Origin of the sequence: Deinococcus psychrotolerans (genome assembly GCF_003860465.1) — a bacterium.
GTDB lineage: Bacteria > Deinococcota > Deinococci > Deinococcales > Deinococcaceae > Deinococcus > Deinococcus psychrotolerans.
The window spans coordinates 18199-42746 of record NZ_CP034188.1 but is presented as its reverse complement, the minus strand read 5'-3'; the positions used below and the strand labels follow the sequence as shown (position 1 = coordinate 42746).

General features: G+C 62.1%; 36 protein-coding genes. 4 read left to right on the top strand and 32 right to left on the bottom strand.

Annotation, left to right across the window (positions count from 1 at the left end):
* Positions 1-54: 54 nt before the first annotated feature.
* From EHF33_RS20700 to EHF33_RS20625, 17 genes are all read right to left on the bottom strand, one after another.
* The gene (locus EHF33_RS20700) at positions 55-1047 is read right to left on the bottom strand and encodes a hypothetical protein (protein WP_124875837.1); all 993 of its coding nucleotides are present in this window, start codon (positions 1045-1047) and stop codon (positions 55-57) included.
* Positions 1044-1340, bottom strand: coding sequence for a hypothetical protein (locus EHF33_RS20695; protein ID WP_124875835.1), 297 nt, complete (start codon positions 1338-1340; stop codon positions 1044-1046). Before EHF33_RS20695 ends, EHF33_RS20700 begins: the two co-directional genes overlap by 4 nt.
* 8 nt (positions 1341-1348) lie before the next feature.
* Complete coding sequence (locus EHF33_RS20690) at positions 1349-1867, bottom strand: hypothetical protein (RefSeq protein WP_124875833.1); 519 nt, start codon at positions 1865-1867, stop codon at positions 1349-1351.
* Between the two features lie 151 nt (positions 1868-2018).
* Entirely contained in the window at positions 2019-2522 is a 504-nt protein-coding gene (locus EHF33_RS20685; protein WP_124875831.1) for a hypothetical protein, read from the bottom strand.
* A complete protein-coding gene (locus EHF33_RS20680; RefSeq protein ID WP_124875829.1) occupies positions 2519-3226 on the bottom strand; it encodes a hypothetical protein in 708 nt (235 codons plus the stop codon). Before EHF33_RS20680 ends, EHF33_RS20685 begins: the two co-directional genes overlap by 4 nt.
* On the bottom strand, positions 3223-3642 hold the full coding sequence (locus tag EHF33_RS20675) for a hypothetical protein (RefSeq protein WP_124875827.1): 420 nt from the start codon (positions 3640-3642) through the stop codon (positions 3223-3225). The genes EHF33_RS20680 and EHF33_RS20675 overlap by 4 nt, the downstream gene beginning before the upstream one ends.
* Before the next feature lie 3 nt (positions 3643-3645).
* Positions 3646-3999, bottom strand: coding sequence for a hypothetical protein (locus EHF33_RS20670; protein ID WP_124875825.1), 354 nt, complete (start codon positions 3997-3999; stop codon positions 3646-3648).
* Between the two features lie 3 nt (positions 4000-4002).
* The gene (locus EHF33_RS20665) at positions 4003-4230 is read right to left on the bottom strand and encodes a hypothetical protein (protein WP_124875823.1); all 228 of its coding nucleotides are present in this window, start codon (positions 4228-4230) and stop codon (positions 4003-4005) included.
* An 8-nt stretch (positions 4231-4238) separates the two neighbouring features.
* Positions 4239-5462, bottom strand: a complete 1224-nt coding sequence (locus tag EHF33_RS20660; protein WP_124875821.1) for a phage major capsid protein — start codon at positions 5460-5462, stop codon at positions 4239-4241.
* A gap of 66 nt (positions 5463-5528) precedes the next feature.
* The gene (locus tag EHF33_RS20655) at positions 5529-5921 is read right to left on the bottom strand and encodes a hypothetical protein (protein ID WP_124875819.1); all 393 of its coding nucleotides are present in this window, start codon (positions 5919-5921) and stop codon (positions 5529-5531) included.
* A complete protein-coding gene (gene sppA, locus EHF33_RS20650; RefSeq protein ID WP_124875817.1) occupies positions 5918-7306 on the bottom strand; it encodes a signal peptide peptidase SppA in 1389 nt (462 codons plus the stop codon). Before sppA ends, EHF33_RS20655 begins: the two co-directional genes overlap by 4 nt.
* Entirely contained in the window at positions 7284-8717 is a 1434-nt protein-coding gene (locus EHF33_RS20645) for a hypothetical protein (protein ID WP_124875815.1), read from the bottom strand. The genes sppA and EHF33_RS20645 overlap by 23 nt, the downstream gene beginning before the upstream one ends.
* Positions 8718-8720: 3 nt before the next feature.
* Positions 8721-10352: a hypothetical protein gene (locus tag EHF33_RS20640; RefSeq protein ID WP_124875813.1), complete on the bottom strand. Its 1632-nt coding sequence runs from the start codon at positions 10350-10352 to the stop codon at positions 8721-8723.
* Positions 10353-10383: 31 nt separating this feature from the next.
* Positions 10384-10866 carry a hypothetical protein gene (locus tag EHF33_RS20635; RefSeq protein WP_124875811.1) on the bottom strand — a complete coding sequence of 161 codons (483 nt, stop codon included), beginning with the start codon at positions 10864-10866 and terminating at the stop codon, positions 10384-10386.
* Positions 10867-11526: 660 nt separating this feature from the next.
* Positions 11527-11673, bottom strand: a complete 147-nt coding sequence (locus EHF33_RS21285; RefSeq protein ID WP_164473660.1) for a hypothetical protein — start codon at positions 11671-11673, stop codon at positions 11527-11529.
* A 160-nt stretch (positions 11674-11833) separates the two neighbouring features.
* The gene (locus EHF33_RS20630) at positions 11834-12577 is read right to left on the bottom strand and encodes a hypothetical protein (RefSeq protein WP_124875809.1); all 744 of its coding nucleotides are present in this window, start codon (positions 12575-12577) and stop codon (positions 11834-11836) included.
* Positions 12578-12672: 95 nt separating this feature from the next.
* Entirely contained in the window at positions 12673-12897 is a 225-nt protein-coding gene (locus EHF33_RS20625; RefSeq protein WP_124875807.1) for a hypothetical protein, read from the bottom strand.
* Positions 12898-13110: 213 nt separating this feature from the next.
* On the opposite strand from EHF33_RS20625, the gene EHF33_RS20620 reads away from it, so the two are divergent.
* Positions 13111-13719 (top strand): ParA family protein, encoded by a 609-nt coding sequence (locus tag EHF33_RS20620; RefSeq protein WP_124875805.1) that lies wholly within the window; start codon positions 13111-13113, stop codon positions 13717-13719.
* Positions 13716-14003, top strand: coding sequence for a hypothetical protein (locus EHF33_RS20615; RefSeq protein ID WP_124875803.1), 288 nt, complete (start codon positions 13716-13718; stop codon positions 14001-14003). Before EHF33_RS20620 ends, EHF33_RS20615 begins: the two co-directional genes overlap by 4 nt.
* Before the next feature lie 15 nt (positions 14004-14018).
* Here the strand turns inward: EHF33_RS20615 and EHF33_RS20610 are convergent, their stop codons facing one another.
* The 5 genes from EHF33_RS20610 to parS form a co-directional block, all read right to left on the bottom strand.
* Positions 14019-14384 (bottom strand): hypothetical protein, encoded by a 366-nt coding sequence (locus EHF33_RS20610; RefSeq protein WP_124875801.1) that lies wholly within the window; start codon positions 14382-14384, stop codon positions 14019-14021.
* On the bottom strand, positions 14381-14749 hold the full coding sequence (locus EHF33_RS20605; RefSeq protein ID WP_124875799.1) for a hypothetical protein: 369 nt from the start codon (positions 14747-14749) through the stop codon (positions 14381-14383). Before EHF33_RS20605 ends, EHF33_RS20610 begins: the two co-directional genes overlap by 4 nt.
* Complete coding sequence (locus EHF33_RS20600) at positions 14746-15033, bottom strand: hypothetical protein (RefSeq protein WP_124875797.1); 288 nt, start codon at positions 15031-15033, stop codon at positions 14746-14748. Before EHF33_RS20600 ends, EHF33_RS20605 begins: the two co-directional genes overlap by 4 nt.
* A 128-nt stretch (positions 15034-15161) precedes the next feature.
* Positions 15162-15671: an RES family NAD+ phosphorylase gene (locus tag EHF33_RS20595; RefSeq protein ID WP_124875795.1), complete on the bottom strand. Its 510-nt coding sequence runs from the start codon at positions 15669-15671 to the stop codon at positions 15162-15164.
* Positions 15668-16114, bottom strand: a complete 447-nt coding sequence (gene parS, locus EHF33_RS20590) for a type II RES/Xre toxin-antitoxin system antitoxin (RefSeq protein WP_124875793.1) — start codon at positions 16112-16114, stop codon at positions 15668-15670. The genes EHF33_RS20595 and parS overlap by 4 nt, the downstream gene beginning before the upstream one ends.
* 521 nt (positions 16115-16635) lie before the next feature.
* Here parS and EHF33_RS20585 point away from each other — a divergent pair.
* Positions 16636-17373: a glyoxalase superfamily protein gene (locus EHF33_RS20585; protein WP_124875791.1), complete on the top strand. Its 738-nt coding sequence runs from the start codon at positions 16636-16638 to the stop codon at positions 17371-17373.
* Between the two features lie 15 nt (positions 17374-17388).
* Here EHF33_RS20585 and EHF33_RS20580 read toward each other — a convergent pair whose 3' ends face one another.
* The 8 genes from EHF33_RS20580 to EHF33_RS20545 all read right to left on the bottom strand — a co-directional run bounded on the left by EHF33_RS20580 (position 17389) and on the right by EHF33_RS20545 (position 22826).
* Positions 17389-18768 (bottom strand): hypothetical protein, encoded by a 1380-nt coding sequence (locus EHF33_RS20580; RefSeq protein ID WP_124875789.1) that lies wholly within the window; start codon positions 18766-18768, stop codon positions 17389-17391.
* A 241-nt stretch (positions 18769-19009) separates the two neighbouring features.
* Positions 19010-19276, bottom strand: a complete 267-nt coding sequence (locus EHF33_RS20575) for a hypothetical protein (protein ID WP_124875787.1) — start codon at positions 19274-19276, stop codon at positions 19010-19012.
* Positions 19273-19635 (bottom strand): hypothetical protein, encoded by a 363-nt coding sequence (locus tag EHF33_RS20570; protein WP_124875785.1) that lies wholly within the window; start codon positions 19633-19635, stop codon positions 19273-19275. Before EHF33_RS20570 ends, EHF33_RS20575 begins: the two co-directional genes overlap by 4 nt.
* The gene (locus EHF33_RS20565; protein ID WP_124875783.1) at positions 19632-20219 is read right to left on the bottom strand and encodes a hypothetical protein; all 588 of its coding nucleotides are present in this window, start codon (positions 20217-20219) and stop codon (positions 19632-19634) included. Before EHF33_RS20565 ends, EHF33_RS20570 begins: the two co-directional genes overlap by 4 nt.
* Positions 20216-20572 carry a hypothetical protein gene (locus tag EHF33_RS20560; protein ID WP_124875781.1) on the bottom strand — a complete coding sequence of 119 codons (357 nt, stop codon included), beginning with the start codon at positions 20570-20572 and terminating at the stop codon, positions 20216-20218. Before EHF33_RS20560 ends, EHF33_RS20565 begins: the two co-directional genes overlap by 4 nt.
* On the bottom strand, positions 20569-20826 hold the full coding sequence (locus EHF33_RS20555; RefSeq protein WP_124875779.1) for a DUF7352 domain-containing protein: 258 nt from the start codon (positions 20824-20826) through the stop codon (positions 20569-20571). Before EHF33_RS20555 ends, EHF33_RS20560 begins: the two co-directional genes overlap by 4 nt.
* A gap of 161 nt (positions 20827-20987) precedes the next feature.
* Positions 20988-22142, bottom strand: coding sequence for a helix-turn-helix domain-containing protein (locus EHF33_RS20550; protein WP_124875777.1), 1155 nt, complete (start codon positions 22140-22142; stop codon positions 20988-20990).
* Positions 22143-22826: a hypothetical protein gene (locus EHF33_RS20545; protein WP_124875775.1), complete on the bottom strand. Its 684-nt coding sequence runs from the start codon at positions 22824-22826 to the stop codon at positions 22143-22145.
* Positions 22827-23180: 354 nt separating this feature from the next.
* On the opposite strand from EHF33_RS20545, the gene EHF33_RS20540 reads away from it, so the two are divergent.
* Positions 23181-23918 (top strand): hypothetical protein, encoded by a 738-nt coding sequence (locus tag EHF33_RS20540; protein ID WP_124875773.1) that lies wholly within the window; start codon positions 23181-23183, stop codon positions 23916-23918.
* An 8-nt stretch (positions 23919-23926) separates the two neighbouring features.
* Here EHF33_RS20540 and EHF33_RS20535 read toward each other — a convergent pair whose 3' ends face one another.
* Both EHF33_RS20535 and EHF33_RS22110 read right to left on the bottom strand, forming a co-directional pair.
* On the bottom strand, positions 23927-24265 hold the full coding sequence (locus EHF33_RS20535; protein WP_124875771.1) for a GIY-YIG nuclease family protein: 339 nt from the start codon (positions 24263-24265) through the stop codon (positions 23927-23929).
* On the bottom strand, positions 24262-24510 hold the full coding sequence (locus EHF33_RS22110; protein ID WP_124875769.1) for a helix-turn-helix domain-containing protein: 249 nt from the start codon (positions 24508-24510) through the stop codon (positions 24262-24264). The genes EHF33_RS20535 and EHF33_RS22110 overlap by 4 nt, the downstream gene beginning before the upstream one ends.
* Between the last annotated feature and the right edge of the window lie 38 nt (positions 24511-24548).

Sequence of the window (24548 nt, the reverse complement as noted above, 5' to 3'; positions counted from 1 at the left end):
CCGCGCCCCGGTGTTCAGCGGGCAGCGCGGCGACTGATGCGGGCGAAGGGTCGATCAGATGCCGGGGATGGTGCCGAGCAGCTTGATGGTGAACGGCACGACGCCGGGAGCCGAAGATTTGGCGCTGAGGGTCAGGTTGGTCTGAACCGCTCCGGTTTGCAGTGGCGCATCCACGGCGGTCACGCCTGCCTGCATGGTGAATTCCACGCCCTGGCCCGCCCAGTTGACCAGCCCGAAAATCACTGGGGTCAAGGCGGTGTTCTTCATTAGCGCGATGAGGTCGGGGCGGCCCCCGTTGACGATGGCAGTGATTTCCGCGCCGATGTTGCCGGTGCCGGGTTTGTAGCCTGCCGTGAACTCGCCGAGCGGGGAGAGCGGGTCAATCGGGCGCATGACCTTGAGGGTGCTGGCTCCGTCGAGCTTGAGATCCACGCCGCCGAACTTGATGTAGCTGTTCAGGCGGCCAAAGCTGAGGCCATAACCGGGCACGACCGGCGCGGCCACCACGTAGTCGGTCTGGGTCACGCCTTCCGCGTAATAGACCGCCTTGCGTCCGTGGAAGCTCAGCGTGCCGGTGATGATGTCGCGCTGCTGGGGAATGGTCACGTCCAACTCGTGCAGCTGCCCGTCCGTGACGTAGGTGTGACCCACTGTGGGCTGGTACCAGTCCATACTCAGCCCTGCCGTCACCAGATCATCGCTCCACTTCAGCAGGCCGTTGGGCGTGATGACCTTGGAGGTGCCGTCGGCAGGGCCGAACATGGCAATCATGGAGAGGGCCAGGGTCACGGCGTCCATTTCCACGTTGGCGGTGCGTCCGTCGAAGCCCGCACCTTGGTAGGTGCTCTGGGGCGTGAAGAGGCTGCCCGCGAAGAACTTGTCTTCGGTGGTGACATAATCGGGGACGACCTTGCCGCCGCCGGTTTCTTTCATGAAGCGGGTGGGCGGCTTGAAGATCGCGGGCGCGTCCTGCTGACCCCACAAGAGGTATCCGGCCCGGTTGTCGTTGGTGATTGACGTCCAGGGAGCAAAAGCGGGTTGAGTCATTGTGCGGCTCCTTCGGAATCAGGTGCGGGAATCTGGACGACTTCTGGCTGGGGAACCTGCTCGGCTGGCACCACAGTGGGCGCAGGCTCGGGAGTCGACTCGGCGGCTTGCTGCACGCCGCTGTCTTCAACCAGCTCGAAGTGCCCGGTGCGGCTGAGGTTGATGGCGTGGGCTTCGTCGGTGGCTTCCACCACTTGCTCTTCGCCGGTCAGCAGAACCAGCAGCAAGCCGCCGGAGATGATGCTGCCGACCTGGCCGGGGTTGATGACCCGCCATTTTCTGTAATACGTCATGTGGCTCCTTAGAAAGTTACGGTGAGTTCGAGGGTGAGCGCCCAGTTGACGCTGAGGGCCAGCACACCCGGCTGCCCTGGTACCTCGGGCGTCTTGAGGACGAACGCGTTGCCGCTGCCGTCGAAGTCCACCTGGCGGCACTCGATGCCGGGAGCGGACGCGGCGTAGGCCACCGCGATCCTGGGAAAGAGTTCCAGCGCCGTTGCGATCTTGATGTCGTCAGTAGCGGCCCGGCCCGGCGTGGTGCCCAGCGGGTAGTACACGGCGACGTATCCCTGATAGCTGCGGTAGATGCGCTGACCGGCCATGTTCGGCCCATCAGCGGCAGCGAAGCCTGTGACGGCCCACTCTGCTGCGCCCGCTTTGATCTGGCTGTCCAGTAGCGGTTCGTAGGCGAGGAAGCCCGCGTCTGTTTTGACCAGCGTTCGCCCGAGCATGGCGGCGAGGCTCTGGTAATGCAGGCGCAGCATCGGCATGGGGTCAGCCGTTTGCGGCTTGGGTAAGGAGGCGATGGGGGGCAGGGTCAAAAGGTAGCCCTGCTTGCTCTGGGCGGCGCTCCCACCTCTGCCCGAAGCAATACCATCTCCTCGCGTTGCACCCGCAGGAGTGCGGTGAGTTCCCGAACTGCTTGTGACTGCTCGCGGATAGCCTCAAGCAGTTGCCTGGCGGTTTCTTCATTCACGGTGCACCTCTCAGATGCTGATCGAGGAACAGCCCCACGTCGCCCAAAACTTCAAGCGCAGTGTCTCTGACGGGGTGCCGCGCTTGGATGGTCACGCGGCGGGCCATCACCCAGCGGCCTGTCGGCGTGTCGGTGTCCTGGGGTTCGTAAAGGCGGAAGCGCAGGAACGGGATGTACCTGAGAATCTGCCCTTGCCGATTCCGGACGGGCGTGCCTTTTTTGGGCACGATGGTTCCGCCGTCTTCCAGCAGCTGCACCTGCGGACCTGAGACGCTGATCACCGCCGCATCGCCGATCACGATGCCTCTGACCTGTTCGCGGGTTTTGCCGCTGCGGGCCGTGAGGTAGCGGGACATGGGGCCGCCGGAGTATTTCTCCTTGAGCCTCAGCTCGCCGTCGCGGGCCAGATCACGGTTGATTTGCCGCGAGAGTGTCTCAGGGCGCGGCATCGAGGCGATCAGCTGCTCAAACGCAGCAGGGTCGAACCGGACGTCGATCACGGGTTCTCAGTCCACCACGGATCTTCACTGTCCGCCGGGTCTGGTGCGGGCGGCGCAGGCGGCTGCCCTTCGTCGGGAATGGTGGGCGCGAGTTCACTGCCCTGATAACTCAGGCCCAGCGTGTCGCCCAGCACGTCCCGCTGAACGGGCGGCGTGATGGTGTAGCGGTCGCCGTCACTGGTGACGAACTGCTCACCCACCTGAAACACCACCCCTGGAGGCGTGTGCCCGGTGTGCGAGGCATTCAGCTCGGCCCGGACATCCTGAGCGCCGCTGCCTGCGCTGAGCGGGTCGGCGCGGCCAGCGATGATCAGCAGCCTGAGCCGCTGCCCTGCTTTGCTGACGGCCAAAACCGGGTAAGCGCGGGCGTCCACCAAGCGGCACACGCCCGTCTGCTGCCCGGTGAAGTCGCTGGTGTCGGTCTGAAACCCGCGCACCAGCTTGCCGCCCTGATACGGCGTGCTTGCGCCGGGGGCGGGCTGCACGTCGTCAGGATGAACCTTCAGCCGCCGCAGACTCGCCTCCAGCGGATGGGTGCTCAGCTTCTGCGGCCCCGAACGTCCATCCTTCGCCGGATCCTGCACGCTGAACCGGCAGGTAGTACCGTCGCTCCACGTCGCGGAGTGGCGGAAGCGCAGGGCGTTCAGCTCAGGATCCTGCTGGATTGACTGCACCGCGCCCAGCACCTCGCTGAGAAGGCTCATCTCGACGCCCCCACAACGCTTTGCCAGACGCTAACGCCCGCTGCCCGCAGGTGAGCGCGTGCCCGCTGGAGCCAAGTATCGGCGGCAGCTCCAGCACTCGCGGCGGACTGCTCAGTGGTCATGATGGCCCGCTCGATCTTGATCTCGCCCACCACCTCCACCGACTTCAGCGCCCCAGCACCGGCACTCGTCCGGCCACCGGCTCCCAGGCCCGCCGCCGCAACGTGCAGGGCATACGCGCACTCGGCACGCTTGACCTCACGCAGTTCGCGGCTGTCAAGGGTGGCCGGGTCGACTTTGCTGCGCTTGACCATCCAGGCTGCCCAGTCCTGCGCCAGCTCGCAGTGATCCGCCGATACACCGGGGCTGGCCGGGGCGTAGGTCGCTACGTCATCGGGCGTGATGTCCGGCGGCATGGCTTAAACCAACGCCAGTTCTTCCTGCCGGATCTTCTGCGCCGTCCAGTCGTCATCCGTGACCAGCACTGGCGTCTCACCGATGGTGATCTTGTCGCCGGGGTGCAGGAACGTCACGCCGGGCTGGGCCTTCTTCCCGAGCTTGACGCGCCGCTTGCCCTCGGGAACCTCGCCGTCATCCTGGGTCTCGGACGGGTCGTTGCTGGGGTCACCGTTGGTGAGGTTCGCCAGCAGCGCATCAAAGGCCGGTTTGTCAGCGGTCGCCAGGAGTGCATCGAGTTTCTTCTGGCTCAGCGCCTCGTCCACATCCGCGCCGAACTTGTCCTTAATTGCCATCACGGTGTCAGATTTCGCCACGGTTCATTCCTCTCTTTCTGGCCAGTGCCAGCTTTCTTTGGCCTTGCCACTCTGATCTTCCTGAACGGCATAGACGAACGAACCGGGCACGCTCGGGTGCATGACGAACAGCGTCAAGCCCTCGGGCGTCACCTCGGATACGGTGGCGGCGCGGTGGGCGTCTTTCGGCTCACCAGGCAACACTTTGGGCGGCACGAAATGCACCGCCCGTCCAACGGAGATCTTCGCCATGTCCGCGCTCAGGGCCGCACGAAGGCCTGGAACGAATTCGCCCAGGGCTTGGCGTAGCCGATGTTGATACTCATGGTGAATTCCTGCGTCTGGTTGCTGATCTGGCGGGCCTGCTCCTGAATCTGCGAGCCGTTCTCGATGACCTGCTCCAGGGCGCGGGCCGCGTTCCAGCCGAGCAGGGTCTTGCTGCCGTCCATCAGGCTGCCTTTCGGCGCGAGCTTGAGCGGGCTGCCGTCGGGCATCTGGTAGCCCATGCCGGTGTACATGGCGAGCTGCTCAGGATTCAGCGTCACCGCGCCGGTCGAGGCGTAGCGTAGCGCACGGGTGCCCTGCACCTCGGCCAGATCGCCCACGTAGCGGTCCAGTCCTACGCGGGAGTTGTAGGCGACGCTCATGCCGAACTCGTCAATGCTCTGAATCGTCCAGGGGCCAGTGGCGTTGGTGGTGATGGCGGCGTTGCCGTTCCCGTCCCCGTTGCGGGCCACTGCCAGGGCGGCCAGAACCCGGCGCACGTCCTCGTCGTAGGCCATGTTCTGCATCAGCACCGCGAGCTGATTGATCCGCTGGCGGCGCAACGCTTCGTAGGTGAACTTCACGCGGGCACCGTACTTGTAGATCCGCACGACGTTGTCGCCCAGGCTGATCTCGTAGAGCGGCAGGTCGGTGCCTTCCGCCACGCGGCCCATGGTGGTGGCCCCGTCCACGCGGTTGATCTGGGCGGCTTTGTAGCCGTCGCCGTCAATGCCGACCGTCAGCGAGACCAGGTCGTCGATGGTGACGACGTTCTCGGGGTACGGCAGGCGCTGATCGACAGGCGGGCGCATGTCCAGCGGGAAGAGGGTGTCTCCGGCCTGACCGGGGCGGCTGGTCATGGTCAGGTCGCCTGCTCCGGCGTTGATGCCGAGGTTCCCCTCGAACATTTCTTGCAGCAGGATCGGGAAGACCACGTCCGCGCCTTTGATGGAGTTGGCGTTGCCACGGAAGAAGACGTCGCATTTGGTGGCGTTCAGGCCGCCTAGGGTGATGCCCTCGGCGTACAGGAGCTGGCGCACGGGGCTGATGCCCGCCGCGACCCACTCTTCACGGATGAGGCCCTCGGCGATGTCGCCGCTTTCGGCCATGTTGAGCAGGTGGGCGTTCATGTCCACGTAGGTCATGCCGTGGTTGGCGGAGGTTTTGGCGGCATCCTCGAAGATGCCCGCCTGGAATTCAGCGAGTTTTTTAATGGTCATGGTTGGGTCTCCGGTGCAACAAAAATCCGCCCAGATCAGGCGGCGGGGATGGGCTTGGAGGCGGAATCAGAGGCGATTCAGGGCCACATACACCACGGCGTTGAGCGTCTGGCTGCCCACGACGTTGACCAGCAGGCTGCCAGCCGTGCCAGCGGCCACCAGCTTGCCGCTGCCGTCGCCTTTACCCTGGAGTCCGGCGGGGCCGAGGATCACGCTGCCGGTCAGCTTGATGACGGTGACTTCCTCGAAGCTCTGCACCCGGCCCAGCTGGTCAGCATCGATGTTGGTGACGAGGCCGATGGGGAGTGCGCCGTCCGCGCCGCGAATGGCTTTGTTGGGGACGGTGGTATCGCTGGTCACTACGTCGCCCACCACCACAGTGTTGTCGATGATGAAGGTGATGCCGTTGCTGGGGTCCTGACCGCCGTGAACTACGTTGCCGATACGAATGCTGTTCATCGTTTGCCTCCAAGCCCGAAGGCGCTGAGATTGAGCTTCTGAGTGGACTTGGCGGCGGCGTTGGCGGGCGCTTTGCTCTGCTGCCCACCGGGGAGGGTGTCGCGGCGGGCTTCGAGACGGGTGATCTGGCCGCTGATGCGCTCCAGAGACTGACCGGCGTAGACCTCGCGGGCATCGTCGGCAGCCTGGACACCGGCTTCGTCGTTGCCTTCGTTGGTGATGGTCAGCGCGTGCAAGCGGTCAAGCTGCGCCTCGCGGTAGAGAGCGCCGTCTTTGGCCTGGGCAGCCAGGGCGCTGAGGTTGGCGGGCTTGCCGGGTTCTTCGCTGAGGCCCAGCGCGGCGAGCATGTTGGTGCGCTCGGTAGAGGCAGCGGTTTTGCGCTGGATGTCGATGGCGGCCTGAATCTGTTCGGTGGTCGCGTCGGCGCTCAGGCCGAGCATGGCAAGGACTTCTGGGGGCACGGGGGCACCTCCTGATTTCTCTACCGCTGCGCTCAGGCGGGTAGGCGATTGGGCGGCGAGCCGCTGAGTATCCGGCTGGGCACTGAACGCCCCGGCGAGGGCTTGCTGCACCGTGCCCACCTCATCGGCCAGACCCACCTCCACAGCAGCCTGACCAATCCAGGTCCGGCCCGTGGCGAGGGTCTGCGCCTGCGAGAGAGGCATCCCACGTCCGGCAGCCACGGCCTGCACGAACTGGTCGTGGAAGGTGGCGAGCTGCTCGGCGTAGTGGGCTTTGGTGGCGTCGGTGATCGCCTCGCCGGGCTGCCCGAGGGCTTTCTCGGGTCCGCTCCGGAGCACGTGGGTCTGAACGCCGTCCTTGGCGTTCTTCTCGCTGGTGTCCCTGAGCGCCATGATCACGCCGATGCTGCCGACCGTCGCGCCGGGGTCGGCGATGAAGCGGGTGGCCTGAGCGCCGATCCAGTAAGCGGCACTGGCGGCCATGTCATCCGCGACGGCGATGACTTCCTTCTTGCTCGCGGCGTAGGCCACGGCGTCACCAGCTGCGCGAGTACCGGAGACCGAACCGCCGGGGCTGTCGATGCTCAGTACGATGCGCGAAACGTTCGGATCGTCAGCGGCGCGGCGCATGTTGGCAGCGAAGCGCTGCGGGTCGGTGTAGCCGCTCATGGTCATGTCGGCGCTGGCCCGGCTCAGAATGACGCCGTGCAGGTTCATCAGCGCGACTTGCGGCTGGGGAGCTTCTGCACCGGAACCGTAGCCCTGGCTGGCGGCGCGGATCTGCTTTTCTTCATCCGAGAGCCGCACGCCCGCGATGTGCGCTTCGATGATGCCGGTCATCAGGTTCAGTCCGGCTTCAGTGATGGCCCACGGCGTGCCGTACAGGGCGCTGCTAATGGCTTCAAGCTTGCTGATTTGGATCACCTCCTTGTGGATTGGGTTGTACGTCCTGCTTCAAACTCATGGGCGGCGGTGCGGGTTTGTTCTTTTCGCGCCAGGCCAGTACCTTCTGCGGGTCGAGATCGAGGCGGGCAGCAACCATCTGGGTGTACTCGGGGCCGAGCTGCTCCATGTAAATGGCGTCCGCCTGGGCCGCGACGAGTTGGGCACGGGCGTGGTCGAGTTTGAACGGGTTGGGCGGTGCGACGAAGCCCAGCTCCACGCTCGCCGGGATTCCAGCCAGCCGCAGGTGCAGGTTCATCACGAACTCGACGACGCCGCGAGCCACGATCTGAAGATTCTCCGCATGGGACAGGAGAATCGGATACATGACCTCTGCGAGTGCCTGGGTGGTGCCCTCGGTCTTCCCGCGAAGGAAGGGCAAGGTCATCAGGCCGGACCACAGACGCATGTTGTTCATGGCGTGCAGATCGGCGATACCGCCCACGCTGCTGGTCAGCGGAACGGCCTTGCTGCTCACGCCGTCCTCGACCGCGATGACGCCACTGTCCCGAGCGGAGGTCGCCAGATCGATGTAGCTGGTGTACCAGCTCTGCATGCGCCCGCTGTAATCGGGGTCCAGTTCGGAGTCGACACCGAGCTCCGCCAGCGTGGGCTTGGGCACGCCGATTTCGAGGAACGGCCCGTCAGAGATCATCTTGATGATCTTGTCGGTACCGTTCACGAGCGTCAGCTTCCTCTCCAGTTCGATCAGCGCCGAGACCATCACGGGTGTGCCGTGCGGGTCTCGGGCGTGCTGGCCGTAGGGACTGTAGATGTACGTGCGCGTGTCGAGGTTCACGCCGTAGGTGAGCTGCCGGTAGAGCCGGGCGTTGCCTTCCCGCAGGATGCTGATCTCCTCAGCGGGCACGACCTCCACTCCAGCCACGCCGCTGCGGCTCGGTGTCGGGTAGGCTTCCAGGCTGCCCGCTCCGGCCTCGAACGCCTCGCCGAGTTGATGGTTAATCAGCTCGTCCCAGCCCCCGAAGTCACCGAGACGCTTCTCAAGCTGGTCGAGTTCGCGCTTGGCTTGTGTTTTGGCCCGGTCAGAGCCAGTGAATTGCAGGGTGTAGCCGGGGTTGGCCAGGGCGATGATGTCTCTCTTCGCTCCGGCGGCGTCGCTGTCAGCCTGACAGGCATCCCGGCAGAACTGAATGACTTCCTGCCGAGTCCGGCCCGCCAGCAGCTCACTCGGCCACCACCACCCGGCGGCCAAGTCGCTGGGCGAGCGAGAGAGGCGTCCTTTGGGGAGTGGGGCCTGCTTGCGCTGGGCGTTGGCGAGAATCACCGGCACCATCGGCGGCATCGGGCTGATCGGCGAGGCGCGAGCGGGGGAAGCACGGGCCTGCGGGCGGGCGGGGTACTTCTCGGCGAGCACTTTACTGAGAACCGACATTGATCACCTCCTTTTGAGGGCGTTGACAGCGGCCTGCATGGCCATGCGGGCACCAGTGGCGGTGGGAGCAGATTCCACATTTCTGAAGATGTACTCCGGCGCACTGGCCAGCGCGATTCCGTCCCCGTCATCACGGCTGCGGCCTTCGTGACGTTTCTTGAAGGCGTCCTTGGGTTCGAGCTGCTTGACCTCGCGGCGAATATCTTCGACGTTCTTGGTGACGTAGCGGAACTTGCTGTCAGCCAGGTCGTCCTCAGCACGCGGCCCGGTGCCCCGGATGCTGAGCGCACCAATCATCTCGCCGATGCTGGCGTACAGCTCGGTCACGCGGTCGGCGTATTTGAGCGGGTCGTGGGGGGTGCCGCCGAAGTGAATCTCATGCACCGCGATCCGCTTGAAGTCGGCCTTCAGATCCGCATCTCCCTGGACTGCATCGACGATCCCGCCACCGTATCCGGCGTCCACCCGGACGCTCAGCTCGGTATACCCGGCAGTCTTGGCGAGCGCGGCGGCTTTCTTGATCTCGCGCAGGTAGCGAGGCGTGTCCCCAGCCTGAATGGTCGAGACCAGTTGCAGGTTCCCGTCCAGGTCGAGGTAAACCTTCCCAGCATCCTTGCCGAAGCGGGCACCGTCCACCCCGATTCTGGCCAGGTCAGTGGTCTTGGGCCGGGGCGCACGCTTGACGGCCATCTCGAACTGAGCGGAGGTCACGAAGGTATCGCCGTCGCCGCCCTCGGGTGGAATACCCAGCGCCCCGTAGAGAAATCCCCGCTGAGGCAGCCACCATTGACCCGGTGGGAAGACGCGGCCATCGGGGGCGGTGACTTCCCAGGCCGTCTGGAAGGTGTAGCGCTTCGGGTCGTCCTCGTCGATCGGGTGAGCGCCGAAGTCCTCGAAGTCGAACAGCCAGGCGTTGAACGTCTCGCGGCTGGTTCCGCCCGGTACGATCTCGCGGCCATGCACCACGTTCGGGAAGTCCAGCAGGCTCAGCCGGTACGCCTTGACGCCCGCCTGGGTCTTCATGCGCTGGAAGCGGCTGGTGCGGGTCTTGGGGTTGGCCATCATCACCCAGAGCTTCACGCGGTTGCCGGTGAACTGGCGCTTCATGCCGTTGTAGAAGAAGTCGGGAATACCCTCAGCCTCGTCGAACAGAGCGGCTTGGAAGGTGTTGTGCTGACCCTGGGCACGCTCGGAGCCTTTGCCGCCGCTGTCGCTGGTGGTGCGCCCCACCGCGAAGTGGGTGCCAGTCTTGTTGATGCGCGGCTCGCTCGGGAGGATGCCGCGCCCCACCTTGAAGCCCTTTTCCTTGGCCATCTCGATCAGCTTGCGGACGTCCTTCCACAGCAGATCGCTGACCTGCACGCTGGTCGGTGCGGTGCTGAGCACCATGTTGGTTTCACCCGGCGCGGGCGGGAAGCACTCGTGGAAATACAGCAGGGTGCCCGCTTCCAGCACAAACGTTTTACCCAGACCGTGCGCCGCCTCGCCGAGGAAGATGAACGGGACGTTCTCCTCACCGTCGAGTTGCTGGCGAATGCTCTGCTGCATGTCCTCAAGGATTTCGAGCTGGCCAGGCTTGCTGTTCTCGCCTGACCACGGCTCGATGCCGAGCACCTCGCGGAAGAAGCGAATCATCTCGCGCTGATAAGGGCGGAAGTCGGTTTTCCTAGCCTTCTCTCTGGCCTGATGCAGGGCGCTTCCCAGCAAGTTCGCTGAGCTGGATGAGCTTCCAGCGACCAGCCACGGCATCGAGAAGCGTGTCTCTGAGGGACTCGTCATTGGTGATCACCTCCAGTGCAGCTTGGGTCAGGTCAGCGCTCATGACTTCGACCAGGCGGGCCACGGTCGTCATGGAAAAGGTCTTGTCTTCGGTCATCTTGTTCATGCGGTCGACCATCTGGCCGATCTGCGTGGCGATGCTGCTGGCGGTGCTGATGTCCACGATCTGCGCGGGCCTGCGCGGAACGTAGTCCATCGGGCTGGGCATCTCCGGGGCATTCTTGTCGGTGGGCTTGCCCCCAGAGTGAATGTGCCAGTCGATGTCTCGTAGCCACTCGGCCCAGTCGGAGGCGAAGTCTTTCTCGAAGGAGTACTGCCAGAGCATCAACCCGTAGTGCATCTCGTCGTAGCGCTCCACGAAGTCGATCACCACCGCCCGCATTAAAGATCAACTCGGGCAGCAGGTTCATCGGATCGGGGTCTTTTTCGAGGACCGCCATCAGCTCCTGCAACCTCGGGCGGGTGATCAGCGAGCTGTAGCGTCCGTGCTTGATGGGCGTGGACCCACCGTGCAGGCGGCAGCGGCCTTCCCCGACGTGGTCGGTTCCGTGACCGGCAGGCAGGCGGCAGCGGCCTTCGCCTCGGCTGACCTTCGCCCCGCAGTGCCTTCCCCCGTTGGTCGGGTCCGTCCCGTCCGGCAGAACCTTCACCAAAGTCTTGCCTTCCGGCTGCCTCGGGACGTGCTTGCGTGACGCGCGGGGTTTCCTGGGTTTTTCCACGCTCATGGGGTTTCCGGGTACAGCCTTCGGTTTCGCTGCTTTGGACGCGGCTTTCGGTGGTGTCTTCTTGACGGCCACTCGCTTGGCCTCCAGCTTGGGCGGCTCGCTTGGGCGGGGTTGTTTCGCAGGCTTCTTGGTGGGCTTTTTGGGTGTGGCCATCTTCGTTTCACCTCCTTGGTGCACGTCAAAGCCCCAGGCTCGCTGTTGCGGACGCTGGGGCTGGGGGTAGGGATCTCCTCCTCTCCCTTTGGGAGGAAAGGCGGAAAGATCTCCTCGAGCGCGGCTCTCGGCCACGCCGGGGGACGGCTGGGTCAGCTCTTTTTCAGGTGGTGGATCCAGTCAGGGCCGGAGCGCTCCACGCGCACCACGGTGTAGTGGCGACCCAGGTACACCACCGCCCCGATCTGCAGCGGGCGGGAGAGGAGGAGGAGTTTCAGGCGGGCAGCTTCGTTTGCCATGCCCTATGCTCTCCGCGCACCCGGGCACGGGTTTACCAGATCTGGCCGCTTTCCCGGCCGGGAACGAAAAAAGCGCCGCTGATTCCGCCAGCACCTAGATCAATACGATTATGCAGACTAAAAAAATCATAGCGAATTATTACGAAAACGCAAGTGGCCTTCATTCTTCGCCGGGCGTGTCATCGTCCCAGTCGATCTCGAAGGCTCGTGCTTCTCGCTCCTGCAACTCCGGAAGTTCGTCTACCTTCCAGATCATGGCCCGGCGCAGACAGCTGAAGGCGTCGAGCAAGCCCGAATAACGGTCCTGCACGAACCGGCGCGGCCGCAGGTGGCCGTTGTTGTCTAAGAAGATCAGGTGCGCGTCGTCTTCGACCGGGCGACCTCGGTTGGCGCGGCCTTCAGGGCTGCTGTGCTCTTCGATCCAGCGGCACAGCGCACGCCAGCTCCCCTCCCCTACTTCCATGCCGGTGCTGGCTTCCAGCTCGGGCGCATTGGCCACCACCAGCTGCTGACCGTCCTCGTGCCAGATCAGCATCAGGCGGAAATACCACTGGGTGTAGTCTTCGCCGTCCTCGGCGTAGTCGCGCACGCTGAGCACTTCCCACTCGAAATAGCGGCCGGTGTGGCGCTGGGCTTCTTGGGCGTAACCGGCGGTGGCGTGCTTCCAGGCTTGGCGGTGGGCGAGCGCGCGGCGGGCGAGCAGCTGCGCGGCCTCGGTGCGTCCGGCCGAGAGCAGGCGGCAGGCTTCGAGTGCGTCGGCGTAGCTCGCCCGCCCGTGCTCTTCAAGCTGGGCGGCGCTGAGACTGCTGCGGGCTTGCGCAGGCGCGGGTATTCCGTGGTCACCACCGACCGACCGGGCCGCGTCGCGGATCATGGCGTGAATCTGACCAGTGCCCTCTACCACCAACCAGGGGGAGGCGTCCTTGACGAAGTACCGGCGGTGGATGGCCTGGGCGATCAGGTTGATCTCGTGGCGCTCGCGTTGGGCGAGAGGAGGCGTCATTGATTTCCGGGAGGGCGCGGCGCACGCAGCGTGGCGGCCGGACCGTAGCGCTCGTAATACCCGTCGAGGCGCACCTCGCCCAGGCCCGTGAGCACGTACCCCTGACCCCACGACACCCAGCGCACCCAGCCGTTAGCGCTGAGGGTTCGCAGCAGGGCGCGCTGGTAATCGGTGAGATTGACCCGCTCCCGCTGCGGCGAGGCGTCGGGTTGCTGCCACAAACCGGCCGCCTTGAAGGCCTCGATCTGATTGGTAGGCTCGCCTGAGAACGCGGCCAGCAGGCGGTAGGTGTCAGGCAGGGACTGGTGATGCGGCAAGGTGAACTCCTGTCGAGATTCTGGAAACCCCGGAACCCCGGAAGTAAGGAAGTGGGTTTCTTGGAAAGTGTGGAAGCGGGTTTCCGGATAAGTGGGGCGACGCGCTACAGTCGGAGCATGTACCAGATTGCAATCGCCAACGACAAGGGCGGGGTCGGGAAGACGACCAGCGCCATCGCCATTGCCAGCCTGCTGGCGAGCAGGGGCCGGACACTGCTGGTAGACGCCGACGAGAAGACTGCCAGCGCTGTGGAGTGGGCCGCCGCCGGTCCAGGCCTGCCGTGCGAGGTGATCAGCATCGAGCAGATGGGCCAGATGGATCTGAGCACCTTCGCTTACGTCGTGCTGGATACCAAGGCGGGCGAGGACAGCGCGGAGTTGCTGAGCCTGGCGCAAGCTGTGGATTTGCTGATCGTTCCCACCAAGCCGGACGGCGTGAGCATGCGGGCGCTGCCCAAGACGCTGGCCCCGCTGATCCGGGAAGGCATTACCAATTACCGGGTATTGATCACCGACGTGCCCGCTGCGCCAAGCGTCGAGGGCCATGACGCCCGCGAGGCGTTGATGGATCTGGACGTGCCGGTCTTCGCGCAGTCGGTTCGCCGGGCCAGCGCGTTTTCCAAAGCAGCTTTGCAGGGTGTCGAGGTGCGGTCGGTGAAGGGCGACTCTCGTGCCAAACTGGCACACCGTGATTACGAGCTGGTGGTCAAGGAAATCCTGCGATGACCAAGAAATTCGGCGGCGCGCTCCAGCAGTTGCAGCAGGCCAAAGAGGCTGCCAGACGTCCAGACCCCGGAACCCCGGAAGTAAGGAAACCCGTAAGCCTGGAAGTGGAGAAGTCCGGAAGTCCGGATGCAGGGCCGCGCATGGAGAAGTACACAACCACACTGGACAAGGGGCTAATCCTGCGGCTGAAGATGCATGCGCTGCAAAACGACCTGAAACATCAAGACGTGGTGGCCGAGGCACTTGAGGCCTATCTGCTCGCGGCGGGGCAGGGGAGAGACTGAGCACAGCAGCGCCGGTCACCACCGGCCACCACCGAGCAGGCGGCGCAGCTGGCGGCCACGCTCGATCACGGCGTGCACTTCTTCCGGATCGCGCACGATTTGTACCGGCAGTCGGTACAGCATTCGCAGCTCGCCGTGCAGGGCGGTCTGATCCGGGCGCACCTTGCCCTTCACGGTCTTCATTTCGATGATGGCCGCCAGGCACAGCAAGTCGTCGCCGAGGCTGAGAAAGAACACCATGTCTGGCCAGCCGCTCGGCAGGTCGCCCGCTTTGCCCTGGCCCCGGCGCACGTTGCCCGCGTCTGTCTTGAGCGAGTACCAGCCGTGCCGGGTCAGCAACTCGGCAGCCTGCTCCTCGACGTCGCGTTCGCGGAGAATCACCGACTGGCCTCGCGCACCAGAGCGGCGGCAGCGTTGACGGCTTCACGGACGTCCGCCGGGTTGAGCGCGTGGCGACCATACCGGCTGATGAGGGCGGCCATCAGCCGGGTGGCCACCTCGGTGACGGCGGCCTGCTGAGCAGACGGAACCGTGCGGCGCGGAAGCGGCTCGCGGGGCGGGGGAGTCGGCACTGCTGGAGCGGCAAAGTTGGGACTGAGAACAATCGGCTCGGTCAGCGCATCGATGTCGAGCGGCGGGCAGGCCGGGTGCTCGTGAATGGCCGGAATGTCCACCATGCGGGTTTCTGTTCGGGCGTGGTGCTCGCGGAGGAGCTGCTTGGTCTGTCTGCGGGCGCGGCCAGTCATGTTTCCATCCAGGCGTCGAGCAGCTCGCGGTCGTAGTCCTCAAGGAACTCGCGGGGCAGCTCGCTCAAGCGCGTGAGGTACGTCTGGAGGGCAGCAGCCTGCGCTTTGGATACGATCAGGAAGGTGCAGCCCACTTCGGTCACGCCACTGGACTGATTCACGTTCACCGGCAAATCCCGCGTGGCGGCCTCGCGGACAGAACGAAATACCGCCGCCAATTCAGCGGAAGACAGATCCGGGTCGCGGATCGTTGTTGAAGCGCAGACGAGACTGAGAAGGGGCACATTTCAAGTTTACGTTATGTAAACGTGATGTGAACGAGAAGGACGAGAGGAGACGGAAAGCCGAATTGGCACACCTCAAACGAAGCTGGACGCAATCCCTCGGATGCGTCCAGCTTCGTTTAGAAAGGTCAGAGTCTTGGATCGAGTGGCAATGTCTGGAAGTCCAGCAACTTCACCGCCTCACCGATATCAGGGTGGTTAGCATTGATCAAGTAATTGCTCTGCCCTGGACCATACACAGTGAGTGGTAAAATGACTGAAGGAACCCGCAATACAGGAGAGCTTTGCTCATCAAACCACTGATCACCAATAACCTGCGTCGCCGGTGTTTCGGGATGAGCGTTCCAAGTCGCTGGAAGTTGAGCAGCTTTGAGGTCAGCAATATATTCTTCTTCGACTTGGAAGCGGACATAAGCATGTGGAACGGTCTGGAGCACACGACTGTCCACATGGACAACGATTTCAAGCATCGCCTGCGCCAGCGTATCGCTGGTATAGATCAAACGCCGATCGTGCTGCGAGGTTAAGTCTGGGCTGTTCCAGCGTCCACCAAAACGAGCGGCACCGAAACCGTGCTCTGGAAGATCAGGATGCTGGGCGTACTGCAATTTACTGATGCGATAGAGTGTCAGGCTCACGTATAGACTCCGTGCTCTAGCCTGCTAAGCACGGTGCTCACGTACTCGGCCCCACCAGGTAGCAGGGCGAACTGAAGAGGGTTTTTGTTTCCGAATGTCGCACGAGGAGTCATCAGCCAGCGGTGTGCGTCCACAACGCTCTCAAAGTACTGCTCAGCGGCTTCGGTCACTTTTGCCAGATGGTACAGGTTGGCGCTGCTTTCCGCACCGAGCGTGCGCCCTTTGCGGCGGTGGTTGTGATAAGTGCTTTCACTGAGCTGAATCAAGTCCAGTGTTTTCGTCAGCGTCAACCCGAGATGCTTAGCGAATCGCTCCAACGCGTCAGACTTGAATCCCTGATCGACAGCGGTTCCAAGCTCCAGCAGGGTCGTGGCCTTCAGTCCAAGAAGTGAGGCACCGGGTATAGCAGGGACAGTGCGAGTTGGGATAAACGTTTGTGTCATGTCTTTTTTCCTTCCTGCGCGAACATAACGGTTCAGCCCCTGGCTTCACTGTTTTGCCCATAGGTGTAAAGACCGCCTGGACTATTACACTTGCGCGGACGTGAACCGGAACCCCACCCCCTGGATGAAATCCCGATGACCTTACCTCCTGATCGGTTTGGTGGCTTGCAGTCATGAGAAAAAGTTCCGCGAGAACTTCTTCTCCCATTGCCCCTGGCATTGGCGACCGGCGACGCTGGCAGTACGGCTCAGGAACCGTGCCGACTGGTCTTCACCAGTAACTCTATTTTAGCAGTTTCAAACTCTAAAAGTAAAGCGATGTAGGTGCAGCTTCCCGCCAACCTGTTCTTAGACTCCTCTAAGTCTCCCACGTGTCGTATGCCCTGCTATCCTTAAAGCTGGTTGTTACGCGCCAGCCGCCCGCATTGGCAAAGCGTAATTTAGTGATACTCACAGTGACGCTTCCTCTTTGAGACAGTGGACTGGTTCAGCGGGCACCTCGTTCCTGTCGAAGGGGAAAAATGAATTCGAAAGATTTTGCTCGGCGTTTGCGCGCTGCCATCAACGACATTGTCGGCGTACCGATCGCACACATGCAGTCCCTCGAAATTACAGCGCGGGCTTCTGGGTATCGCGATTGGCACGAGCTCGAACAACACCTGAAAATCGAGCCTCTACCTGCGCCAGCGATCACTGTTTCACTCAATGCCCATCTGGCCAATCGCAATCGCCTAAGCCCTCCAGAACTACAGATCATTGAGCATCTCGAACGTCGAGCCGATGCTCAGGGGATTGTTCAGGTCAATGCTCTTGAACTCGGCGAGATGGTGAGCCAAGAAGCGAATCCTCATCCATCGGCAGCATACATGCGTGGCGTCCAATGGCTCAGCCAATACAGTGGCTACCAAATATTTGATGTGATTGAGGAAAGTAGAAAACATAAAGGAAATCACATCTTGAAGATCCATCGAGAAGTTCTCTATCCCTCGCAAGGACAAGACGCAACCCTCGAGCTTTCGCTTGGGGCGATTCATGCGCTTGCAGCTGCAAGCGACGCGCTGCACTTTTACCTCTGGTTGGTAGCCAGAAGTGCTCAGGACGCAGAGGGGAAAACTACCTATCAAACTGGGGACTATGGACTGGATGAGCAGTCCCACCTGGCTCACTTAGTGGATCTCGGTTGGGCAAAGGCGACGAAACACGCCACGACCCACAGTGTTGAATTGCTGGGCATCCGAACAATTGGCGGCCCATTCTAGACCTCAGTCTCTGGTTTAAGCCGAGCGCCCGACGAACTCGAACTTCAGCACCAGGTCCATCGCTCCCACCAAGCTGCCGTCGCTGAGGAGCCACTTTTCGCCGTCGCCAAACTTGTTCTTGACCCGCTCGGTCTTGACCAGTTCGACCGGTACGCCGTCGGCTTTACGCCGGTACTGTGCGCCGGGCAACAACTTGCCTTCCTGCACCACTTCCACTTCCAGTTCAGGCTTCTTAGCGGGTTCCAGCGAGTGACCACCAATGGCCGGAGCCGATGTGGCGGCGGGCTTCTTCTGGCCAGTCCAGGGGCTGCCAATCAGGCGGTCGAGACCACGTGCGATCAGCGTGCGAAGCGATGTGCCGGTCGTGGTGTGCTCGGCTGTGGCCACCGTCTCGACGGCCTGAATCTCGGCCAGGTGCAACAGCGTCCAGCGCTCGCGGGGGAGGCCTCCGGAGCGGGTCTTCTCGCCCAGCATCATCAGCAGATCCTTCTCGCCGAGCAGATTCACCAAGAGCTGATGCGGCTCGCTCGCAGGAAGGGCAGGAAGGCGGCTCTCAAGCTCCGGAGCGGGCACAGGGGCGAATTCCAACACGCGGGCCGGGAGAGGCCGTGATTCACCGCCGGACGCAGCCACTTCCGCCGCCGCGCCGCCCGGAACTTCTTGAGGGGCTTGGTCGTTCCCGGTCTCCAGAGGCAGGAGGTCATCGAGGTCTTCTTCCGTGAAAGCGTCCAGGGGCGCAGCCTCGCCGTTAGGCGACTGCCCTTCCCGCTTGGTGCTGGCCTGCTGAGCAGGTGCCGCGTCGTTCCCCGCTTCTGATTGAGCCTGGTCAGGTGCTTCCAGAGCCGCAGGCGAAAGGGAGGAGGAGGAGATCTCTTCCAATGCGGTGCTGAACGGGCCGGGGAGTGGGGGAGCCTTGGCAGCCTCGCTTTCGCCTGCGCTTGAAGGGCCCTCTTTCTCCTCCTCTCTCTTCTTAAGATCACTCTCTGTGATCTCTCTCTCTCTAGTTGCGGGTTTCCCGTCTGACGGTTTTCCCGACTGACGGTTTCTCCGATTGACGGGAAAGCCGTCTGTCGGTGACTTACGGGAAATGGCAACCGCTTCGTCCACTTCGTCATCAACCACGTAATCCCAGCCGACGAACTTGCCCTTCTCGTTTTGGGCGCGGGTTCGGACAACGTAACCGTTGTGCTCCAGCTCTTTCATGGCGGATTGGTGTGATTCGCGGCCATCACGGCTCTGCTTTTCGAGCCAGATCATGTGGAACTGCCAGTCTTCCGGCGTGCTCATCATGACGGCGAGGAGGCCTTTGGCCTTCAGGCTCAGTGAGGCGTTCCGCAGGGCAGTTCTGTCGATCTGGACGAAAAAGCGGGTTTTTGCTTTCCGGCGAATGCTCATGGTGTGACTCCAGGTACGCGCTGCCTCTGGTCTGGTTGACCCACATGCACAGGGCGCGTATCCTGTGCATAGGCGAAAGCCACCGGACTGCGGAGTCCGACAACGTTTTCGAATTTACTTTCACGGACACCCTCTGCGACTAATGGCCTGGCAGCCACGCGGGGGGTGTTCCCGTTGGTCGATTGCTCGGTGACCTCCGGGTTCCTCCCAGCATAGCAGGCAAGTGGGTCAGTCGTTACGTTCATGCGGCCACCTTTTCGCGCAGCCCGGCCAGGTACGCCACGAGGCCGCTCTTGCCACCGCTGCCGACGATGCCTGCCCGCATGGCACGCCAAGTGAACGCCTTGTTCTTCGGCTCGAAAATGGCCGTAATCCACTCGTCACCGATCCGGAAGGCGTACATGTGATGACCACGCAGATCATCCATAGCAGGCACCTTGGCCACCAGCTCGCCGGGGCAGAACAGGCCCGGAATCCGCTGATCGACTTTGGGCAGGGAGAAGCTCATGCGGACACCGGCGGGTGGGCAATCCAGTCGTTGACCTGACTCAGCGCCCACGCGAGGCGCTCAGGTTTCAGCGGCTCGCGGATTTCCGGCACGTTCGGCAGATCCGCTGGGTACTCCTGCACGTAAGCGAATGTGCCGATCAGGCTGGCGCGCAGCAAGGGGAGTTGGACTGGGTTTAGGGCCACCCGATCGGCTTCGTCCCGGTTGAGGGCCTTGGACAGCTGCCGGTGGAGTTGGCGGTAGCCAGTCACGAATACCTGTTCCGCTGAGCTGAGCGGCGCACTGGAGTGCTCCATGCTGTAGATACTCAGCCCAAGGCTGGCGCACATGGTGGAGATCTGCTGGCGAGCTGCATTCATGGTGTTCCCTCCAGGCGCAGCCGGGCGTCCGGCAACCGGGCCTTCCCGGCTGCAGTGAGTCGAGAAGCTCCGTAGCGGCGATCGGCGAGGCCTGCCTTGGCCAGGTCGGCGAGGGTCAGGCAGCAGCTGGTGCGGCGCATCTTGACTTCACCGCCGATGCAGTGGGCCAGGGCGGTGGCCAGATCGTTGGTGGTCTGCCAGTCCGGCGTCATCAGCGTGAGCAGCCGGGCTTCCAGCGGGGTGAGCTGAGTGCGGCCCGCCAAAAGAACCTGGCGTCCGGCGTCAGTCAGCACGAACGTTTTGCGTGACCGGCCCGAGGTGCGCCGGGGACCTTGAACCAGATGGCCGAGCCGGACGCACCGCCAGACCAGGGTGTTGGCCCTCAGGTGGGTCACAGGACTGCCGGACTGGGTGACTCGCTCGGCGAGTTCGGTCGCGGTGCGGGGTTCGTCCGCCGCTTCGAGCAGAGCCAGGCTGAGGGTGTTGCGGTGACCGGCGGAGGGCTGAGGATGAATGCATGTTTGATAACCGTTGTTATCAACAACGTTACTGACTGGGCAGACAGGAAGAATTCGCCGATTCACGATCTTTCCTTCTTTCGGAAGAGCCGCGCGAAGAAGCCCAGCGCTGCCGAGCTGCTGACGAGTTTGACTCCGACCTCGGGCTTCCTGTGCTTCGGGGGTGCGTACACGGGCAGGTGCGTTTCCGCCAGCAGCTCGGCGTATCCCAGCGCGAGTGGCCGCACTTTACTGAGCGGGACACCTTCGTCCCAGATCGGCTCGGCGGCGGCCATCATGACGTTCGCGGTGGCCGGGTGCAGCCAGATCGCCTCGCCTGGGTATGAGCGGGCCAGCGCCTCCGCGTAGAGTCTGGCTTCTTCTTCGAGCTTGAACGGGCCGTGCGGAATCTGGCCACCCTCGCGCCACACCCAGATCACAAGACCTCCAGAACGTGCCAGAAGTGCCCAGCGTCTTTGCAGGTTCCAACGTGCGCGTAGCCGCGGGAGAAGGATTCCCAGCTGGGCAGGGCGACGAAAATGCGGGGCTTGGGGGCCAGCTCGTCGGGAGGCTCGCGCATCCACATGCACAGACGACCATCCTGCACGGCCACTTTGACGGTCACGGCCCCGAGAGACAGGCGCAGCGTTTTGGCTTCGTTGCGGATCAACTCGTATTTTCGAGTGGTGTCCATCAGCGGCCTCTTTGTCTTGGCAACTTGATGGGCTTGATCTGGAGCTTGACGGGCTTGGGTTTGACGGGCTGCGTGGTCATGAGCTTGGGCATGGCAGGCTCCTTGAGGGAATAGAAAAAGCGCCCGGCGGATACCTGGGCGCTTTGCGGAGAAGGTGTTATTTATCCCGTCGATTTGAAAGATAGGATAAAAGGGTTTTTTCGACGCTCGACAACAAAAAATCCTTCCTTGACTTGAGTAATGGCCTCAAGCATTTCCCGATTTTGCGAAAGCTTATCGGCAATTTGATCGGCAGTTTGAACCTTTTGGCCCGTGATGAACTCGAATGCCTGACTGAGCATAAGCGGACGCTCTGGCTCCGTTTCGGCGTCAAATGGTTCTGTCTTCAACCACCCACGCTGGGCAAGATACTTTCGGTAGTTACTATACTTTTCTTCTGAAAGTATATCCAAGCTATGAATCCTGTGTAGCATAAACGCGATACTGACTTTCCATTTGGGCTTTAGCATCTTGAGAGCGTCAAGACTGAGCGAGTAAACATCCTTGAGAAATGCCTGCTCTGGAAGCAGAAACTCCTGCGCAAAGAGCCAAGCTTGCTTCTCTATCAATTTAAATGCTGCTTTATCCTCAAGCATTTGCTGCTCTACATTCCTGTGTAACAGCAAATGACCTAGTTCATGCGCAATATCTGCGCGTGACCTAAAAGCGTTGCGCTTGACGGTATTTAAGACGATGTACGGCCTTTGATCGCTGCCACGCCATTCCGACATTGCTTCCATCTGGTCGGATTTAAGGTCAAGGCGGACAACAATAGCCCCGCTCCCTTCCAAAAGCCAAACAATGTTGGGTGCTGGGTTATCTCTCAGATTCCAATGCTCACGGGCTCGCTGAGCGATACTGATGATCATGTCTTCAGTGATCTCGGTGGGGTCTTTGGGTAGGGCACCAATCCTGGGCATATCGACTTTAGGGAGGGTGACAAAATCGCACAAATAATCGACCTGGTCCCACAAGAGCGTAACTTGTGCCTGGACGATTAACCGGGCTTTTTTTGATGCTCCGCTATAAGAGCGGTAGAAGACTGTCCCTGTTCTTGGCGAAGGCGGGGGCAGTGTGAAAAAGGCCAGGGGTTGCTGTAAGGCGCTGGCGAGGGCTTCCATAGCTGTTGAGCTTGGGGTTATCTTCCCGTCTTCATACCCACCGACGGCAGCAGGCGTCAACCCCACGGCTCTTGACAGTTCAGACTTGGTCCACCCAAGAACTTCACGCGCTTGCGTCAGCCTGGCCCCAGAAAAATTGGGGCGGTGTGGGGTCATTCAGTCCTCATTTCCTTCTTCGTTCTCCTCTTCCACAAATTGGCTGATGAATGTCGGGGCGTCCCTGTTCAGTTCAATAGGAGCGCGGCGGTTGGCCTCTTCTTCGAACATTCTCAGTAGATCGACACTCCAGTAGAAATGTGTCCCCGAGGCGTCCGGTAGGCCGAAGCGCATGTAGTCCGGGAGCCCACGCTCTCTGTTTTTAGGACCGTATCCGTAGGTGCCGTACCAGTTCAAAATCCCAGGAGGTAACACTTCCACGTCGGTGGCGATACTGCCATCCGGCATAAACAAGCGGTTGTTCGCGGACATAGCGATGGCCTCTGAGCGGTGGTCGGCATCGCGGGGAGTTTGGAGTTCGCTGTCGGTGCTGTGAAGTGAAATGCGGTGTATGTCTCTGCGGCCCGACAGCATCTCCGGATAGCCGTGAGCACCAACTCTGGTCTGTTCGAGCGTCAACTTGAAACGGTCCAAGGTGTGTAGGAACTGATCGTCCACATGGTTCCAGCGATTCGCCCCACGGGCGCGGTGCCGGATGATCTCATGATCAAATTGCGATCGGGCCAGAATGTCTCTCTCTGCTCCTACTGAGATGGCCTGATAAAGAGCGACCAGGAGCCCTTCCTTGTAAAATTCTGTGACGTAGCTCAGGGGCGTGCCGCCGGAATCTTGGGTCAGTTTCACGTCTCACACTATACATGAAAATAGTGTCAGTTTTTAAAGTGGGTAAGTCTATAGTCCTACTTTTTTGAAGTGCAGATTTCGCTCCACTGAGCGCCGGATGTTTCTTGCGTCCGAGACATGCTGGTGTTCTTGCGCTGGCCCGCAGTCGGCCCCGTTTCGTTACTTCCTCGCCTGACTGAGAGCGTTCCCTCCGAGCGGCTGTCGGTTCACAATCTGATTGTTGCCCCCGTATCGGGTGGGGTGGCTCCCTGACCCGCTAGGGTGGCTGCTCCGAAAGATTGAGACGCATCGAGGTGCTCATGCGGGGGCCTGCGCGTGAGTGCTTTCTAAGTGACTGGCCGCTAAACTGCCGGAATGGGATTCTTTCTGATCGTGGTGGGCGTGGCGCTGCTGGGCTGGGCTTGGCGAGGACGTGGACGCGGAGAGAAATCGTCCATGCTGCTGGGCTGGGGCTTCGTGGCGGCGGTGCTGGGGCTGGGGCTGCTGTTCGGCAACGGGAGCACCAGTTCGCCCGTGCGTCTGGACAACACCAAAACTGCCGAGGAGCTCACCGCAGAGGACGACGCGGCAGTGGAGGCAGCGAAGGCGCTGCCCGACCCGCCGCCCGCTCGCAGCGGCTTGGTTGCCGGAGCGCCCCTGGACACCAGCGACGTTAAGGGGTACGCCTCGCACGATGAGCCAGGCCAAACGCATTTCACTGTGGTCGGCGGCCTTCCGAACGGCTGGGTACTCAGCGCCACGAATAACGGCGTCGAGGGCTACTTCGGCACCGAGCGGCTGCTCAGCCTGGACGGGGACGGCGCACGGGTCGCCTGCCACTGGTACTCGAATCAGGGTGCGGGCCAGCTCAGCCGCACCAGCTTTGAGACACTGTTTGGCCCCGCCGATAATCTGTGGAGCAGCTTCGAGCCTGCCCTGAATGACCCCAGCGGCGACGCGGGGTTGTTTCTGGACACGCTGGACGCTATCTGCATGGTCAAACCCGCAGACGCCGCCGTGAGTACCGTAGACGCGCCCGGCGGCGTTTACCGGCCCGACGAAGTGCCGCTGACCGTTGTGATAGAGGGGAACCGGGTCGAAGTGCGGCAGTAAGGAAGGGGTCACGCTGGAGCCTGAGCGAGTTGAAGGCTTTCCATCCGGCGAACGTTGTAGCCGTACTCAAAAGCACCTAATTGGTCAGCCCAGCGCTGTTCAAGCGACTTCAATTCGCTGACTTCGTAGGTGCGCTGGAGGATGGTGAGGCGGAAGGCGGCAACGCCGAATACCTTGAGATCAGCGAGGATCAAGCGGCTGGTGCTGGAGCCGCTGCCGCGCCGAAACGAAAGGCGGTGGTGCATCCGCATTTCGACATTGACGCTGCTGCCGACATAAATGCGCCCATTAACAGTGTTCTCAATGGCATACACGCCAGCGGAGGGGATGGGGAGGCTAGTGGTCATGGGGTTGCCTGAAATTGTGCTGAAAGGGGTTCGACTCGGATTTCTGGACCACCCTCAATTGGCTTGAGGGTTAGCGCGTAGCCGAGTTCCCCAGCCCAGCGCAAAAGTATTCCGCTGTTTACCTCTCGCTGTTCTCGCTCTGCGTACCTAATCGTCTGTGGGTGTACACCCAGCGACTCAGCGACAGAGAGAACGGAGCGGTTTTGCGCTGTGCGTACCCTCCTAAGCTCTGTTCCAATTGCCATGACAAAAAATTAGCATATTTGTACGCCCAAGGCAATTG

Excerpts from the sequence above, each read along its gene's own strand:
- EHF33_RS20700 (WP_124875837.1), bottom strand. The coding sequence starts at position 1,047 with ATGACTCAACCCGCTTTTGCTCCCTGGACGTCAATCACCAACGACAAC.
- EHF33_RS20695 (WP_124875835.1), bottom strand. The coding sequence starts at position 1,340 with ATGACGTATTACAGAAAATGGCGGGTCATCAACCCCGGCCAGGTCGGC.
- EHF33_RS20680 (WP_124875829.1), bottom strand. The coding sequence starts at position 3,226 with ATGAGCCTTCTCAGCGAGGTGCTGGGCGCGGTGCAGTCAATCCAGCAG.
- EHF33_RS20675 (WP_124875827.1), bottom strand. The coding sequence starts at position 3,642 with ATGCCGCCGGACATCACGCCCGATGACGTAGCGACCTACGCCCCGGCC.
- EHF33_RS20665 (WP_124875823.1), bottom strand. The coding sequence starts at position 4,230 with ATGGCGAAGATCTCCGTTGGACGGGCGGTGCATTTCGTGCCGCCCAAA.
- EHF33_RS20660 (WP_124875821.1), bottom strand. The coding sequence starts at position 5,462 with ATGACCATTAAAAAACTCGCTGAATTCCAGGCGGGCATCTTCGAGGAT.
- EHF33_RS20655 (WP_124875819.1), bottom strand. The coding sequence starts at position 5,921 with ATGAACAGCATTCGTATCGGCAACGTAGTTCACGGCGGTCAGGACCCC.
- EHF33_RS20645 (WP_124875815.1), bottom strand. The coding sequence starts at position 8,717 with ATGTCGGTTCTCAGTAAAGTGCTCGCCGAGAAGTACCCCGCCCGCCCG.
- EHF33_RS20640 (WP_124875813.1), bottom strand. The coding sequence starts at position 10,352 with ATGATTCGCTTCTTCCGCGAGGTGCTCGGCATCGAGCCGTGGTCAGGC.
- EHF33_RS21285 (WP_164473660.1), bottom strand. The coding sequence starts at position 11,673 with ATGGCAAACGAAGCTGCCCGCCTGAAACTCCTCCTCCTCTCCCGCCCG.
- EHF33_RS20620 (WP_124875805.1), top strand. The coding sequence starts at position 13,111 with ATGTACCAGATTGCAATCGCCAACGACAAGGGCGGGGTCGGGAAGACG.
- EHF33_RS20615 (WP_124875803.1), top strand. The coding sequence starts at position 13,716 with ATGACCAAGAAATTCGGCGGCGCGCTCCAGCAGTTGCAGCAGGCCAAA.
- EHF33_RS20605 (WP_124875799.1), bottom strand. The coding sequence starts at position 14,749 with ATGACTGGCCGCGCCCGCAGACAGACCAAGCAGCTCCTCCGCGAGCAC.
- parS (WP_124875793.1), bottom strand. The coding sequence starts at position 16,114 with ATGACACAAACGTTTATCCCAACTCGCACTGTCCCTGCTATACCCGGT.
- EHF33_RS20585 (WP_124875791.1), top strand. The coding sequence starts at position 16,636 with ATGAATTCGAAAGATTTTGCTCGGCGTTTGCGCGCTGCCATCAACGAC.
- EHF33_RS20580 (WP_124875789.1), bottom strand. The coding sequence starts at position 18,768 with ATGAGCATTCGCCGGAAAGCAAAAACCCGCTTTTTCGTCCAGATCGAC.
- EHF33_RS20575 (WP_124875787.1), bottom strand. The coding sequence starts at position 19,276 with ATGAGCTTCTCCCTGCCCAAAGTCGATCAGCGGATTCCGGGCCTGTTC.
- EHF33_RS20570 (WP_124875785.1), bottom strand. The coding sequence starts at position 19,635 with ATGAATGCAGCTCGCCAGCAGATCTCCACCATGTGCGCCAGCCTTGGG.
- EHF33_RS20555 (WP_124875779.1), bottom strand. The coding sequence starts at position 20,826 with ATGGACACCACTCGAAAATACGAGTTGATCCGCAACGAAGCCAAAACG.
- EHF33_RS20550 (WP_124875777.1), bottom strand. The coding sequence starts at position 22,142 with ATGACCCCACACCGCCCCAATTTTTCTGGGGCCAGGCTGACGCAAGCG.
- EHF33_RS20540 (WP_124875773.1), top strand. The coding sequence starts at position 23,181 with ATGGGATTCTTTCTGATCGTGGTGGGCGTGGCGCTGCTGGGCTGGGCT.
- EHF33_RS20535 (WP_124875771.1), bottom strand. The coding sequence starts at position 24,265 with ATGACCACTAGCCTCCCCATCCCCTCCGCTGGCGTGTATGCCATTGAG.
- EHF33_RS22110 (WP_124875769.1), bottom strand. The coding sequence starts at position 24,510 with ATGGCAATTGGAACAGAGCTTAGGAGGGTACGCACAGCGCAAAACCGC.